The sequence below is a fragment of the Vogesella sp. AC12 genome, assembly GCF_024437575.1.
GTDB classification, from domain to species: domain Bacteria; phylum Pseudomonadota; class Gammaproteobacteria; order Burkholderiales; family Chromobacteriaceae; genus Vogesella; species Vogesella indigofera.
Genome location: NZ_JANFNU010000002.1, coordinates 388,692 through 404,292 on the forward strand (window position 1 = coordinate 388,692; position 15,601 = coordinate 404,292).

The following is a 15,601-nucleotide window of genomic DNA, read 5'->3' on the forward strand; positions in this document are numbered from 1 at the left end:
TCGTGTGCCTCGTGGCGCACGACCGGTATGGTTACGCGCAAAGGTTGGCCGCAAGCGGTCAGCGAACAGAATAGATGATGACGTTGTCGCCACAATCAAGCATGCATACGCTGGATGATTACACGCCGCCGCAAGAGGCGGTCGCGGTGCTGCACGCCGATGCCCAGCTGCTGGTGGTGGCCAAGCCGGCCGGGCTGCTGGCGGTGCCGGGGCGGCTGCCCGAAATGCAGGACTGCCTGATTCACCGCGTGCAGCAGCAGTATCCGGACGCGCTGGTGGTGCATCGCCTGGACATGGCGACCTCGGGGCTGATGGTGCTGGCGCGCAGCCCGGCGGCGCAGCGCGCGCTGAGCGAGGCCTTTGCCAGCCGTGAGGTGAGCAAACAATATGTCGCGCTGCTGGATGGCCAACTGCCGGACGCGGCCGGGACGGTGGATTTCCCGCTGATGAGCGACTGGCTGCGGCGGCCACGACAGAAGGTGGATGCCGCCGGCAAGCCGGCACTGACCGAATACCGGCTGTTGCAGCGGCAGGCCGACGGCAGCCGCGTGCTGCTGACGCCGGTGACCGGCCGTACCCACCAGCTGCGGGTACACATGCTGGCGCTGGGCTGTCCGATTGTCGGCGACGCGCTGTACGGCGGCCGTGCCGCGCCGCGGCTGATGCTGCACGCACAGTCGCTGGCGCTGCGTCATCCACATAGCGATGCGTTGCTGCAGTGGCAGCTGGCGGCACCGTTCTGAACGGATGCCAAACCGAAACCCGAGGAAATGAGGCGCATGAGCCAGACCAGACAGTTGTCCCGAGACGAGATCAAGACCCTGCCGCTGTTCCCGGCGCTGGGGCCGGCGCAGATCACGGTGGTGGATCGCGCCGCCTTGCCGGGGGCGCTCGCGGCGCTGCGCGCGGCACGGGTGGCCGGCTTCGATACCGAGTCGCGGCCAACCTTTCGCAAGGGCGAAGAGGCCACCGGCCCGCACCTGATCCAGCTGGCCACCAGCGAGCACGCCTACCTGTTCCCGGTGTCCGATGCCGAGGTGCTGGCGGCGCTGGGCGCGCTGCTGGCCAGTGGCGAGGTGCTGGTGGTCGGTTTCGACCTGCGCTCCGACAAGCGCCACCTGCGCGACCGCTTCGGCATCGAGTGCCAGGCGCTGTTGGATGTCGGCAGCCTGTTCCAGAGCGATTCGCCAACCATCACCGTCGGCGCGGTGCAGGCGGTGGCGCGGGTGTTCGGCCAGTATTTCCGCAAGTCGAAAAAACTGTCCACCTCCAACTGGGGCGCGAAGGTGCTGAGCGAGGCGCAGCAGGTGTACGCCGCCAACGACGCCTGGGTGGCGCTGCGCATCTACCAGGCGCTGCGCCCGGAGACGTGATGCGGCCAACGTTGGCCGCAAGGTCATTGCCGCGCGGCAGCGGCGCTGCCGTGCCGGAACGATTAACAGGAGTCAGGGGTAAGCATGCTGTTTGATCGGCCTTGTGCCATTGTCGACCTGGAAACCACCGGCGGCCACATCAGCCGCGACCGGATCACCGAAGTCGGCGTCATCCTGATTGACGGCGAGCGCGTCGAGCGCTTCGACATGCTGGTCAATCCGGGGCAGCCGATCCCGCCCTTCATCGAGCAGATCACCGGCATCAGCGACGCGATGGTGGCCGACGCGCCGCCGTTCGCCGACATCGCCGCCATGCTGCTGGACAAGCTGCGCGGCCGGCTGCTGATCGCGCACAACGTGCGCTTCGACTATGGTTTCCTGAAGAACGAATTCAAGCGCCTCAAGCTGCCGTTCCGCAGCGAGGTGCTGTGCACCGTCAAGCTGTCGCGGCTGCTGTATCCGCAGCACTTCAAGCACAGCCTGGACAGCATCATCGCGCGCCACGGCATCGAGCAGGCCGAGCGCCACCGCGCGCTGGCCGATGCCGACGCGCTGTACCAGTTCCTGCAGCAGGCGATCGCCGAACACGGCCAGGCCGAGGTCGAGGCGCAGGCGGCCGTGCTGATGGCGGCACCGGCCGCGCCGCCGGGCATCGATCCGGAAGTGGTGGAGCAACTGCCGGACGTGCCGGGGGTGTATTCCTTCTACGGCGAGGACGGGCAGGCGCTGTATGTCGGCCGCAGCGACAACCTGCGCCGCCGCGTGCTGGCGCACTTCGGTGCCGAGCCACGCCCGCACAAGGACGTGCGCATCGGAGAGCCGATCAAGCGCATCGAGTGGCGGGAGACGGTCGGCGAGTTCGGAGCGCAACTGCAGGAATTGCAGCTGATCCGTGCCTTGCAGCCGCTGCACAACCTGCGCGGCCGCCTGTCGCAGGAGCTGTGCTCGCTGCAGCTGACGCCGCTGGACAGCGGCTTCCTGACACCGCGCATCGTGCTGGCGAGCGAAGTCGACTTCTCGCGGCTGGATACGCTGTACGGCCTGTTCCGCAGCCAGAAGGAAGCCAAGAAGGCGCTGGCGGAACTGTGCGCCGGAAACGGCCTGTGCCAGACCTGTCTTGCACTGGAAAAGCGCGGTGCGCGCAAGGGCGCCTGTTCCGCCTTCGCCCTCGGCCGCTGCAAGGGTGCCTGCATCGGGCGCGAGGACGCCGCCGCTCACAACCAGCGCCTGCAGCAGGCGCTGGCGCGGCTGAAGCTGCAAAGCTGGCCCTATCCCGGCGCGGTGGCGGTGCGCGAGACCGATCCGGTGTCCGGCCAGTGGCAGGAACACCTGTTCGAGCGCTGGTGCTATCTCGGCTCGCGCAGCGAGGAAGCGGCCGTGCCGCAGGGCACGCCGACCTTCGATGCCGATACCTACAAGCTGCTGGCGGCCTTTCTGCGCAAGCCGCTGCCCGATGCCGAATTGCGCGTGCTGTGACGCGCGCACCAGCCACGAGCGAGAGCCATGTTTGATCTGCTGCACACCGATCCGCGTTTTTACGTCATCGCCAAGCATCCCGGCGTCAGCTTCCACGCCGACGGCGAGGAGGCCGGGCTGATGAGCGCGCTGCGCGCCGGTCTCGGCGATGACGCGCTGTGGCCGGTGCACCGCCTCGACCGCGTCACCTCCGGCCTGCTGCTGATCGCGCGCAGCCAGCAGGTTGCGGCCAACCTTGGCGCCGCCTTTGCCGGGCGCGAGGTGGAGAAATACTACCTGGCGCTGTCCGACGCCAAACCGGCGAAAAAGCAGGGCCTGATCCGCGGCGACATGGAAAAGGGCCGTGGCGGCGCGTGGAAGCTGTGCCAGAGCCAGCTCAATCCGGCTGTGACGCAATTCTTCAGCCACTCGCTGGCGCCGGGGCGGCGCCTGTTCCTGCTGCGGCCGCGTACCGGCAAGACCCACCAGCTGCGGGTGGCGATGAAGTCGTTGGGCGCGCCCATCCTCGGCGACGCGCTGTATGGCGGCAGCGCCGCCGACCGCACCTATCTGCACGCCTATGCGCTGGCGCTGACGCTGGACGGCGAGGCGCTGCGTTTCGTCTGCCCGCCGACACAGGGTGACGAGTTCGCCGTGCCGGCACTGGCCGATTACCTGCAGCAACAGCCGCCGTGGATGCTGCCCTGGCCGCAACGCTAGCCTTTCTCCTGCTCTGGCCTGCGACGGGCCGGAACGCGCGCTGCTACACGGCATCTCCCGCCCGGATCACCGCTACGGCAACTGGATACACGGCAGAGCGTGGCGGCGACAGCTATGCTTTTAAGGGAAAGCGCCTTGCACGCCGTTTTAATTACGGCGCCATGGCGGGCAAGCGGCGATTTAATCGGCAAGCAGCGCCGCTGTACTGCTAAGCTCCGGACACAGGGGCCGCCGTTTTGCCCGCCATGTCAGCGGCGGTGCGGCGGCCGGTACGGCAGTGCGCCGGCGGTGGCCGCCACAGTCGCATTGCTTGAATAAAACATACTGCTCGACATTCTCGCTGGTGAAGCGACGCCATGGATAATTCAGACATCCAACTCAAAAAGGGTAACGGCCGCGGCTGTCGTTATGCGCTGTGGTCGGTCGGCATCCTGTTGCTGCTGCTGATTGGCGGGCTGCTGTATCTGCTGCTGGACGAGCTGCAGCACTCGCGGCAGCAGGCGCGCTTTTTCAGCGATGCGGCGCGGCACGCCAGCTATCAGGTCAAGGCGGGGCCGAGCCAGGCCATCCGCTTTCCGACGAGCGGCGGCCCCTACGACCAACGCCTGGGCTATACCGCGATGCCCGGCTATCTGCAACGGTTGCAGGCACGCGGCTACGCCATCGCCAGCCAGGCCGAGCTGTCCGACGGCATGCTGGCGCTGGCCGATCACGGCGTGACGGCGCCGTTTCTGCCGCTGGGCCTGTTCCTGCCGTATCACGAGAAGGACCAGACCGGCCTCACCCTGACTGACGGCTACGGCCAGACCATCTATCAGTCGCGCACGCCGCAGCGCGTGTACGCGGATTTCAACGCCTTGCCGTCCTTGCTGGTCGGCGGCCTGCTGTATATCGAGAACCGGACGCTGCTGGAGAAGGACAGTCCGCAGCGTAATCCGGCGGTGGACTGGTCGCGCTTCAGCAAGGCGCTGGTCGACAAGGCGCTGCACCTGTTTGATTCCGGCTATCGCGCCGCCGGCGCCAGCACCCTGGCGACCCAGATCGAGAAATACCGCCATTCGCCGGCCGGGCGCACCAGCTCGGATCAGGAAAAACTGCGCCAGATGCTGTCGGCCTCGGTGCGCGCTTATCTTGATGGCGAGGACACTACCGCCGCCCGCCGCCGGCTGGTGGTCAAATACCTGAACACGGTGCCGCTGGCGGCGCGCGCCGGTTTCGGCGAGGTGTCCGGCATCGGTGACGGCATGTGGGCGTGGTACGGGCGCGATTTCGCGCAGGTTAACCGGGCGCTGACCGGCGCCAGCGTGCCGGTGGCGGAGCGTGCGGTGGTGTTCAAGGAAGCGTTGAGCCTGATGATCGCACAGCGCAGCCCCTCCATTTTCCTGAACGGCGACATGAAGGTGCTGGAGGCGATGACCGACGCCTACCTGCGCATGATGGCCAGGGACAAGCTGATTCCCCCGGCGCTGCGTGACGCGGCGTTGCGGGTGTCGCTGCGGCAGCAGCGCGAACGGGTGCGGCTGCCGGTGGTGGCAGCGGTCGCGCAGAAGGGCGCCAATGCGGTGCGCATCAAGCTGGCCGGCTTGCTGGGTGTGCGGCGCATGTACGATCTGGACCGGCTGGATCTGGCCGCCAGCAGCACGCTGGACCTGACGCTGCAGCAGCAGGTCACCGCCGAGCTGCTCAGGCTGCGCGATCCGGAGTACGCGCGTGCGGCCAACCTTAACAACGAGTATCTGCTGCAACAGGGCTCGCCGCAGGGGGTGACCTACAGCTTCACCCTGATCGAGCGCACGCCCACCGGCAACAAGGTGCGGGTGCAGGCCGACAACTTCGCGCAGCCGTTCGACATCAACGAAGGCGCCAAGCTGGATCTCGGCTCCACCGCCAAGCTGCGCACGCTGGTCAGCTACCTGATGGTGGTCCACGAACTGCACCAGCAATACGCGGCGCTGGGCAGCGAGCAGCTGGCCGCCATCAGGCCCGGTGCCAGCGAATCCGTGCTGCGCCGCTGGGCGATCGACTATCTGGTGCAGGCGACGGACAACAGCCTGACCGCCATGCTGGAGGCGGCGCTGGAGCGCACCTATTCCGCCAGCCCCGGCGAGAGCTTCTTCACCGCCGGCGGGCTGCACACCTTCAACAACTTCGACGAAAATGACGACAGCAAGACACTCACCGTGCGCGAAGCCACCCGCCGCTCCGTCAATCTGGTCTACATCCGGCTGATGCGCGACATCGCGCGTTACTACATGCAGCCGGCGGCGGCCAGCGGCGAAACCGCGGACGAGGACGACGACACCACGCGCCGCGAATACCTGCAGCGTTTTGCCGATCGCGAAGGGCGCACCTTCCTTGCCGGTTTCTACAACAAGTACCGCCACAAGAGCGCGGAGGAAATCGACGCCCTGCTGGTGGCGCGGGCTCGGCAAAGCCCTAAGAAACTGGCGGTCATTTTCCGCAGTATCCGCCCCGAGGCCGGGCTGGATGCGTTCACCGCGTTCCTGGCCCGGCACCTCGACGTGCGGCAGCAGCCGGACGCCAAGACGCTGGCCAGGCTGTACGACGAGCTCGGCCCAGAGCGCTTCAACCTGAACGACCGCGGCTATCTGGCCGGCGTGCACCCGCTCGAGCTGTGGCTGGTGGCCTATCTGCACCAGCATCCGGACGCAGACTGGAGCGAGCTGGTCCGCGCCAGCACCCAGCAGCGGCAAGAGGTTTACCAGTGGCTGCTCAACAGCAAGAACCGGGCAGGGCAGGCGTCGCGGATCAGGGCCATCAAGGAGATCGACGCCTTCAAGCAGATCCACAAAGGCTGGAAACGGCTGGGCTATCCGTTTGACGCACTGGTGCCGTCCTACGCCACCGCGCTGGGTGCCTCCGCCGACCGCCCGGCGTCGCTGGCGGAACTGATGGGTATCCTGTCCAATGACGGCGTGCGCCTGCCGACGGTCTACCTCGACAAGCTGCACTTTGCCGCCGGCACCCCGTACGAAACCAGCCTGACCCAGACGCCGGCCAAAGGCGAGCGCGTGTTGCCGGCCGAGGTGGCACAGGTGGTGCGCCGGGCGCTGGCCGAGGTGGTGGAGCTGGGCACCGCGCGCCGTGTGGCCGGCGCCTTCGACCTGGCAGACGGTACCCGCATCCCGGTCGGTGGCAAGACCGGCACCGGCGATCACCGTTTCAAGGTGTTTGCCAGAGGCGGGGCGCTGCTCTCTGAGCGGGTGGTCAGCCGCGCCGGTGCCTTCGCGTTCTATATCGGTGACCGCTACTTCGGCACGCTGATTGCCTATGTGGCGGGGCCGCAGGCGGGCGATTACCGCTTCACCAGCGCCCTGCCGGTACAGGTGCTGAAGATACTGGCACCGACCCTGCGCCAGCGCCTCGAGCTGAAACCGGGCTAGTCCACCGGCCTTGCCAGACAGCCTTGCCCGAGCATGCTGGCGCATGGCGGCGCAGCCCGGTGTCCGTCATTTTCCGTCGTGACGGACTGCTCCCGCCGGCCGAGGACTATGCCCAGCGCGGCGCACCGCAGCACCGCTGCCTGCCTGGTGTGTGTTGGCGATGTCGCATCGAGTCGGCTTACCTGCCGGCCCCGGCAACGCTTTACTGTGCGGTGCTCAATCTCCTGACTGTGGCTTGCGGCCAACCTGCTATTTGTCATGTGCTGCCTGAAAGTGCAACAGTATCAATAAATGTCGAATGACTATTCCGCCAGTTGTGCTACATAGAAAAGGGTGTCTCCCGCGTTCTGATGCGATCCATAGCGAGTTACCCGAACCATGCAGCGATCAGCCTCATTGCAGTACGAAGGGTTCGCCTTTCTGTCCACCTCTGCCCCCTCGCAGAAACAGCAGCGCTTGATGCTGGCGGTGATCGTCATCTCCGCGCTGCTGTTCGCTGCGCTGGTGCCGTTTGCCAAGCAGCCGCAGGCCAAAGTATGGGCGTTTATCCCGGCCTATCAGTCGGCGCTGGTGCTGAACGACCTGATCACCGCGATCCTGCTGTTCGGCCAGTTCTATATCCTGCGCTCGCTGGCGCTGCTGACGCTGGCCACCGGCTACCTGTTCACCGCCTTTATGGCGGTGGTGCATGCGCTGAGCTTTCCCGGCCTGTTCTCCCCCGGCGGGCTGCTGGGTGCCGGGCCGCAGACCACAGCCTGGCTGTACATGTTCTGGCATGGCGGCTTTCCGCTGCTGGTGATGGTCTACACCATGCTGGCGCGGCGGAAGCTGGAACTGCCGCCACGCTGGCACCCTGCCTCCGCCATCCTGCTGTGCTGCATGTTTGCCGCACTGGCCACGCTGGCGCTGTTGCTGGTGGTCACGCTGGGACATGCCTATCTGCCGCCCATCATGCAGGGCAACCACTACACGCCGGTCATGCGCGGGGTGGTGTTCAGTGTGTGGGGGCTCAGTCTGCTGGCGTTTGTGCTGCTGCTGCGCGACCGGCTGCGCACGACGCTAGACTTGTGGCTGAGCGTGGTGATGTTCGCCTGGGTGTGCGATATCGCCTTGTCCGCGGTATTGAATGGCGGCCGTTTCGACCTTGGTTTCTACGCTGGCCGCATCTACGGGTTGCTGGCGGCCAGTTTTGTGCTGATCGTGCTGCTGCTGGAAAACGGCCTGCTGTACACCCGGCTGGCACAGAGCGCCGCCGCACTGCGCGCGGCGAAACACGAGGCCGAGCAAGCCACCAGTGCCAAGTCCATGTTCCTGGCGAACATGAGCCACGAGATCCGCACGCCGATGAACGCCATCATAGGCATGTCCTATCTGGCACTGAAAACCGAGCTGAGCCAGCGCCAGCGCGACTATGTCAGCAAGATCCACAATGCCGGCACCTCGCTGCTGGGCATCATCAACGACATTCTGGACTTCTCCAAGGTAGAGGCTGACCGCATCGAGCTGGAGACGGTGAGTTTCCGGCTGGACGAGGTGCTGGAAAATGTGTCGTCGCTGGTCGGGCAGAAGGCGGCGGACAAGGGGCTGGAGCTGCTGTTCGAATGCAGTCCGGCCGTGCCGCAGAACCTGGTGGGCGATCCGCTGCGCCTGGGGCAGGTGCTGACCAATCTGGTGGGCAATGCCATCAAGTTCACCGAACAGGGGCAGGTGACCGTGAGCATCCAGTTGCTGGAGCAGGTGGGCGACAAGGTCAAGCTGCGCATCGGTGTGACCGATAGCGGCATCGGCATGGATGAGGCGCAACAGGCGCGACTGTTCCGGGCCTTCAGCCAGGCCGATGGCTCCACCACGCGCCGGTTTGGTGGCACCGGGCTGGGCTTGGCGATTGCCAAGCGGCTGGTGGAGCTGATGGGTGGTGCGATCCAGGTGGAGTCGGCGCCAGGCTGCGGCAGCAGCTTCCTGTTCAGTGCCTGGCTTGGGGTGTCCAGTGCGGTTGATACCCGTGGCAAGTCCTTGTCCGATCTGGCAAGCGGGCTGCGCGTGCTGGTCATTGACGACAATGCCTCGGCGCGCGACATCCTGTCCGAGCAGTTGCGCGGACTGGGTTTTGCCGTCAGCACCTGCGCTTCCGGGCGCGAGGCGCTGGACATCTATCGCCAGGCCAGCATGGATCATCCTTTTGACATCGTGTTCGTGGACTGGATGATGCCGGTGATGGACGGTGTCGAGACCGCCCGCCGCATCCGGGCGCTGAATGGTGCCAGGATCATCATGGTCACCGCTTTCGGCCGTGACGACGTGCGCGCCGCGGCGGAGACGGCCGGCGTGGAGGCCTTCCTGGTCAAGCCGGTGAGCCAGTCGTCGCTGCTGGACGTGATGCTGGGCCTGTTCGGCGTGCAGCGCGAGAGCGATACCGCCCGCCAGATGCTGGCCTTGCCATGCCTGGACGGGGTGCGCGTGTTGCTGGCCGAGGACAACAAGATCAACCAGCAGCTGACGGTGGAGCTGTTGCAGGCGGCTGGCGCCACGGTCGAGGTGGTGGACAATGGCCGCGATGCGGTGATCCGCCTGGCAGAGCAGGCGGCGGATCACTACCAGCTGGTGCTGATGGACGTACAGATGCCGGTGCTGGACGGCATTGAGGCCACGCGGCTGATTCGCGGTGACCCGCGCCTGCTGGAGTTGCCCATCATCGCGCTGACCGCGGATGTGCAGGCAACCGAATACGATAATTGTATGGCGGCCGGGATGGTCGATCGCATCCTCAAACCGGTAGACCCGTACCTGATGTTCGAAACACTGCTGCGCTGGCTACCGTCGGGGCCGGCCGCTGCCGCGGCGACCCCGCCCGCAGTATCGGCTACCGCCGCGGCTATCCCTGCGGCATTGCTCAGCCAGAGTGCGGGCCTGGCCAGCGTGGCCGGCAACCGCAGCCTGTACCTGCACCTGCTGCGCCAGTTCGTGGCGGAAGAGGGCGACGCGGCCAGGCGGATCGCCTCCGCGCTGGCCGACGCCGACTACGAGACGGCGGTGCGGGTGGTGCACAGTCTCAAGGGGCTGGCCGGTACCCTGGGCTTCCTGCGCCTGCAGGTGGTGGCGGCCAGCCTGCAGCGGGCCATCGTCGAGCGCGAGGCCTATCAGCAGCTGCTGGCGGACTTCGACCAACAAATGCAGCGGGTGCTGTCGTTGCTGAAAGACGCGCTGGCGCAGGAGGAGCATGCCGGCGAGCTGCGCCCGGACAATACGGCGCTGCAGCTGCGTGAACTGGCCGCTCTGCTGGCCGCCAGCGACGGCGATGCGCTGGGCGTTTTTCTGGAACATTCCGATAGCCTGCGTGCCGTGTTGCCTGCCGCCAGTTATGCCGCTTTCGACAAGGCGATGCGGCAGTTCGACTTTCCCGCCGCGCGCGAATGGCTGGAGCAGGCCGCAACGGAGGCCGGCATTTGCTGGCAGGAGGACGCGCCATGATCGACTCTCCACTGCGGCAAGCGCGGCAGACGGTGTTGGTCGTCGACGACACGCCGGAAAACCTGACCCTGTTGTACGGCCTGCTGAAAGACCGCTACCGCGTGCTGGTGGCCAACAGCGGCGAGCGTGCTTTGCAGCTGCTGGAGGGCGAGCTGCTGCCGGATCTGGTGCTGCTGGACGTGATGATGCCGGGCATCGGCGGCTTTGCCGTGTGCCGCCAGCTCAAGAGCAGCGCGCGCACCGCCAGGATTCCGGTGATCTTCCTGACCGCGATGAGCGAGCACGACGACGAACAGGCCGGTTTCAATGCCGGCGCGGTCGACTACATCGTCAAGCCGATCTCGCCGCCCATCGTGCTGGCGCGGGTGAATACCCACATGCAGCTGAAGGCGGCAGCGGATTTTCTGGAGGACCAGGCGGCGTTCCTGCGGCGCGAGGTGGACATCCGCACCCGGGAAGTACAGGTGATCCAGGATGTCACCATCATGGCATTGGCGTCGCTGGCCGAAACCCGCGACCACGAAACCGGCAACCACATCCGCCGCACGCAGAACTACGTGCGGGCGCTGGCGCTGCAGCTGCAGTCTCTCCCGCGTTTTGGCGCCGTGCTGGACGACGACACCATCGACATGCTGTACAAGTCGGCGCCGCTGCACGACATCGGCAAGGTGGGCATTCCGGATGCCATCCTGCTCAAGCCGGGCAAGCTGACGCCGGAAGAATTCGAAATCATGAAGACGCACACCACGCTGGGGCGTGATGCCATCGCCACGGCGGAGAGGCTGCTGGACGCGCCCAGCAGCTTTCTGCGGCTGGCGCGCGAGATCGCCAACTATCACCAGGAAAAGTGGGATGGCAGCGGCTATCCGGAAGGCTTGGCCGGTGATGCCATCCCGGTATCGGCGCGGCTAATGGCGGTCGCCGATGTTTACGACGCGCTGATCTCGCGCCGGGTGTACAAACCGCCGTTTCCGCACGAGCAGGCGGTGGAGATAATCCGCGCCGGGCGCGGCCAGCACTTCGACCCAGACATGGTGGATGCCTTCGACGCGATTGCCGAGGAGTTCCGCGCCATCGCCCGGCGCTACGCCGACGAATAGGGGATGCGCGGCAGCCCGACTGCCATGATGGACGCGGCCACCATCAGGCACTGGATAGCTAAATGCAAAAAGCCCCGGCATCGCTGCCGGGGCTTTGGCCTGATCACGGTCTGGTTTTTCAGGTGCTGATGAGTTTCTTCACACACTCAGCGAAGCTGTTGCTCAGGCCTGGCCTTCCAGTCGCATCTGCGGGAACAGGATGACGTCGCGGATAGAAGGCGAATCGGTCAGCAGCATCACCAGACGGTCGATGCCGATGCCGCAGCCGCCGGTCGGTGGCAGGCCGTATTCCATGGCGCGGATGTAGTCGGCGTCGTAGTGCATCGCCTCGTCGTCGCCGGCATCCTTCTGCTCGACCTGCGACAGGAAGCGCGCGGCCTGGTCTTCCGGATCGTTCAGCTCGGAGTAGCCGTTGGCGTGTTCGCGGCCAACGATGAACAGCTCGAAACGCTCGGTGATCGACTGGTCGGCATCGGAGCCGCGTGCCAGTGGCGACACTTCGACCGGGTAGTCGACGATGAAGGTCGGGTTCCACAGCTGGCCTTCCGCGCACTCTTCAAACAGCGTCAGCTGCAGGCTGCCCAGGCCCGGTGCCGGTGGCAGTTTGCCGCCCAGGCGCTGGATCTCCGCGGTCACCCACTCGGCATCGAACAGCTGCGCGTCGGTGTACTGCGGGTTGTAGTGCATGATGGCGCCGACGATGGTGAAGCGGTCGAACGGCTTGCCGAGGTCCACTTCCTTGCCGTGGTAGGTCACGGTGGTGTGGCCGGTGGCGGCGATGGCGCACTGGCGGATGATGTGCTCGGTCATCTGCATCATGCGCTGGTAGTCGCTGTAGGCCTCGTAGAATTCGATCATGGTGAACTCGGGGTTGTGGCGCGTGCTCATCCCCTCGTTACGGAAGTTGCGGTTGATCTCGAACACGCGTTCCAGGCCGCCGACCACCAGGCGCTTCAGGTACAGCTCCGGGGCCACGCGCAGGTACAGCGACATGTCCAGCGCGTTGTGGTGGGTGACGAAGGGCTTGGCGGTGGCACCACCCGGGATCGGGTGCATCATCGGGGTTTCAACTTCCAGATAGTGCTGGGCGACCATCACTTCACGGATGGTCTGCACGATCTTGGAGCGCTTGATGAAGGTGTTGCGGCTGTGTTCGCTGGTGATCAGGTCGACGTAGCGCTGGCGGTACTTCTGTTCCTGGTCGGTCATGCCGTGGAACTTGTCCGGCAGCGGACGCAGCGACTTGGTCAGCAGGCGCAGCTCGGTCACGTTGACCGACAGTTCGCCCTTGTTGGTCTTGAACAGGGTGCCGCGCGCGGCAATGATGTCGCCCATGTCCCAGTGCTTGAACGCGGCGTGGACTTCCGGACCGACGCCCTGGTCGTTGATGTACAGCTGGATCTGGCCGGTCACGTCCTGGATGGTGGCGAAGCTGGCCTTGCCCATCACGCGCTTGAGCATCATGCGGCCGGCGACGGCAACCTGTACGTTCAGCGGCTCCAGCTCTTCCTTGCTGTTGTCGTTGTAGCGGGTGTGCAGATCGCCGCTGAAGTCTTCGCGTTTGAAGTCGTTGGGGAAGGCAACGCCGGCTTCGCGCAGGGCTTTCAGTTTGTCACGGCGCTCGGCCATGATGTGGTTTTCGTCGTGCTGCGGCTGGCTGGATTCGTGTTCCGACATGGTATCTCCATCAATGTAAAAGGTTGGCCGCATCGCGTGCGGCCAACCTTGGGTATCGTTTAAACGCCCTGTTTCAGGCTGGCTTCGATAAAGCCGTCCAGGTCGCCGTCCATCACGCCCTTGATGTTGCCAACTTCATAGCTGGTACGCAGGTCCTTGATGCGCGACTGGTCGAATACGTAGGAGCGGATCTGGTGGCCCCAGCCCACGTCCGTCTTGCTGTCTTCCAGCGACTGCTTGGCTTCGTTGCGCATTTTCAGTTCGCGCTCGTACAGCTTGGCGCGCAGCATCTGCCACGCTTCGTCGCGGTTGCGGTGCTGCGAGCGGTCGTTCTGGCACTGCACCACGATATTGGTCGGGATGTGCGTCAGGCGCACCGCCGAATCGGTCTTGTTGATGTGCTGGCCGCCGGCACCGGAGGCGCGGTAGGTGTCGGTGCGCACGTCGGCCGGGTTGATGGTGATCTCGAAGCTGTCGTCCACTTCCGGATACACGAACACCGAGCAGAACGAGGTATGGCGGCGCGCGTTGGAGTCGAACGGCGACACCCGTACCAGGCGATGGACGCCGACTTCGGTGCGCAGCAGGCCGTAGGCGTACTCGCCCTCGATCTTGATGGTGGCGCTGCTGATGCCGGCCACTTCGCCTTCGGATTCTTCCAGGATGTCGACCTTGAAGCCCTTGCGTTCGGCGTAGCGCACATACATGCGCAGCAGCATGCCGGCCCAGTCTTGGGCCTCGGTACCGCCGGCGCCGGCCTGGATGTCCAGGAAGCAGTGGTTCGGGTCCATCGGGTCGTGGAACATGCGACGGAATTCGAGCTTGGCCAGCTTGGCCTCGACCTCGTCCAGATCAGCCTTCACCGCCAGGATGGTGTCGTCGTCGCCTTCGGCGCGGCCCATTTCAAACAGTTCGGCGCAATCGGCGAGGGTGGCGGCGATGCCTTCGATCACCAGTACCACGTCTTCCAGCTGCTTGCGCTCACGGCCCAGTTCTTGTGCCTTTTTGGGGTCGTTCCAGATATCGGGATCTTCGGTCAGGCGGGAAACTTCTTCCAGACGGTCTTTTTTACCGTCGTAGTCAAAGATACCCCCGGATATCAGTGTTGCGGGTAGCCAGATCGTCGATCTGTGCCTGAATTTGATTGAGAACTTCGGCTTCAATCATGGTGTTTCGACCTCCAAAAAGAGCGGGATTGCGTTGTGATTCGGTAATTCGGTAAAGACAAAAAGCGCACCTTGCGGTGCGCTTTTGCCGGAACGCTCAGTCATCAACCCAGCAGGTGGGCAACGCCGGCGCGTTCTTCTTCCAGTTCGTTCAGGGTGACGTTGATGCAGTCACGGCTGAACTGATCGATTTCCAGGCCTTCGACCATCTTGTACTCGCCGTTTTCGCAAGTCACAGGGAAACCGAACATCACGTCTTTCGGGATGCCGTAGGAACCGTCGGATGGAATGCCCATGGTCACCCACTTGCCGTTGGTGCCCAGTACCCAGTCGCGGATGTGGTCGATGGCGGCGTTGGCGGCCGAGGCGGCCGAGGACAGACCGCGCGCTTCGATGATGGCGGCGCCACGCTTGCCCACGGTCGGCAGGAACACGTCGCGGTTCCATTCGTGGTCGTTGATCATGTCTTTTACCGACTGGCCATCGATGGTGGCGAAACGGTAGTCGGCGTACATGGTTGGCGAGTGGTTACCCCACACGGCCAGCTTCTCGATGGCGGCAACCGGCTTGCCGGTCTTGGCGGCGATTTGCGACAGCGCGCGGTTGTGGTCCAGACGCAACATGGCGGTGAAGTTTTTCGGATTCAGGTCCGGCGCCGACTTCATCGCGATGTAGGCGTTGGTGTTGGCCGGGTTGCCGACTACCAGTACTTTTACATTGCGGTCAGCCACTTTGTTCAGGGCGGCGCCCTGCACGGTGAAGATTTCGGCGTTGGCGGTCAGCAGGTCCTTGCGTTCCATGCCTTTGCTGCGCGGACGGGCGCCAACCAGCAGGGCAACCTGTACATCCTTGAAAGCCACTTCCGGGTCGTCGGTCGCAACCATGCCGGCCAGCAGCGGGAACGCGCAGTCTTCCAGTTCCATCATCACGCCTTTAACGGCGGTCTGGGCTTGTGGCAGGTCCAGCAGTTGCAGGATGACAGGCTGGTCCTTGCCCAGCATTTCACCACTGGCAATGCGGAACAACAGGCTGTAACCAATCTGACCGGCTGCACCAGTGACGGCGACGCGAACGGGGGCTTTCATCGATGTACTCTCCTTTAGAACTTTGGAATGACTGCTCTTTGGATGCTGCTTTGCAACAGTTTCAGCGAGTTTAGCATGCTGCACCGCCTTTGTGCTGCCCTTGCACCGCTCTGTGCAATCAGGACGTGACTTTTTGTCTTATGTCTTATATAA

General features: G+C 64.8%; 10 protein-coding genes. 7 read left to right on the top strand and 3 right to left on the bottom strand.

Translation table 11 applies throughout. The features are described 5' to 3' along the window. Positions 1-101: 101 nt before the first annotated feature. The 7 genes from NOM55_RS05750 (at position 102) to NOM55_RS05780 (ending at position 11,520) form a co-directional block, all read left to right on the top strand. Entirely contained in the window at positions 102-743 is a 642-nt protein-coding gene (locus NOM55_RS05750) for an RluA family pseudouridine synthase (RefSeq protein WP_255907839.1), read from the top strand. 36 nt (positions 744-779) lie between these two features. After that, positions 780-1,373, top strand: a complete 594-nt coding sequence (locus tag NOM55_RS05755) for a 3'-5' exonuclease (RefSeq protein WP_255907840.1) — start codon at positions 780-782, stop codon at positions 1,371-1,373. A gap of 84 nt (positions 1,374-1,457) precedes the next feature. Then, a complete protein-coding gene (locus tag NOM55_RS05760) occupies positions 1,458-2,849 on the top strand; it encodes an exonuclease domain-containing protein (protein WP_255907842.1) in 1,392 nt (463 codons plus the stop codon). A 27-nt stretch (positions 2,850-2,876) separates the two neighbouring features. Continuing rightward, complete coding sequence (locus NOM55_RS05765; protein WP_255907843.1) at positions 2,877-3,548, top strand: TIGR01621 family pseudouridine synthase; 672 nt, start codon at positions 2,877-2,879, stop codon at positions 3,546-3,548. Positions 3,549-3,904: 356 nt separating this feature from the next. Next, the gene (locus tag NOM55_RS05770; protein WP_255907844.1) at positions 3,905-6,952 is read left to right on the top strand and encodes a transglycosylase domain-containing protein; all 3,048 of its coding nucleotides are present in this window, start codon (positions 3,905-3,907) and stop codon (positions 6,950-6,952) included. 378 nt (positions 6,953-7,330) lie between these two features. Beyond that, positions 7,331-10,420, top strand: a complete 3,090-nt coding sequence (locus NOM55_RS05775; RefSeq protein WP_255907845.1) for a response regulator — start codon at positions 7,331-7,333, stop codon at positions 10,418-10,420. Continuing rightward, on the top strand, positions 10,417-11,520 hold the full coding sequence (locus tag NOM55_RS05780; protein WP_047966812.1) for an HD-GYP domain-containing protein: 1,104 nt from the start codon (positions 10,417-10,419) through the stop codon (positions 11,518-11,520). The genes NOM55_RS05775 and NOM55_RS05780 overlap by 4 nt, the downstream gene beginning before the upstream one ends. A gap of 162 nt (positions 11,521-11,682) precedes the next feature. Here the strand turns inward: NOM55_RS05780 and lysS are convergent, their stop codons facing one another. The 3 genes from lysS to NOM55_RS05795 form a co-directional block, all read right to left on the bottom strand. Beyond that, a complete protein-coding gene (gene lysS, locus NOM55_RS05785; protein WP_255907846.1) occupies positions 11,683-13,197 on the bottom strand; it encodes a lysine--tRNA ligase in 1,515 nt (504 codons plus the stop codon). Positions 13,198-13,256: 59 nt separating this feature from the next. Next, a protein-coding gene (gene prfB / locus NOM55_RS05790) for a peptide chain release factor 2 (protein ID WP_120810658.1) occupies positions 13,257-14,361 on the bottom strand; the annotation gives its coding sequence in 2 pieces (ribosomal slippage) (positions 13,257-14,279 and positions 14,281-14,361; 1,104 coding nt in all). Positions 14,362-14,467: 106 nt separating this feature from the next. Beyond that, complete coding sequence (locus tag NOM55_RS05795; RefSeq protein WP_047966809.1) at positions 14,468-15,448, bottom strand: malate dehydrogenase; 981 nt, start codon at positions 15,446-15,448, stop codon at positions 14,468-14,470. Positions 15,449-15,601: the final 153 nt, after the last annotated feature.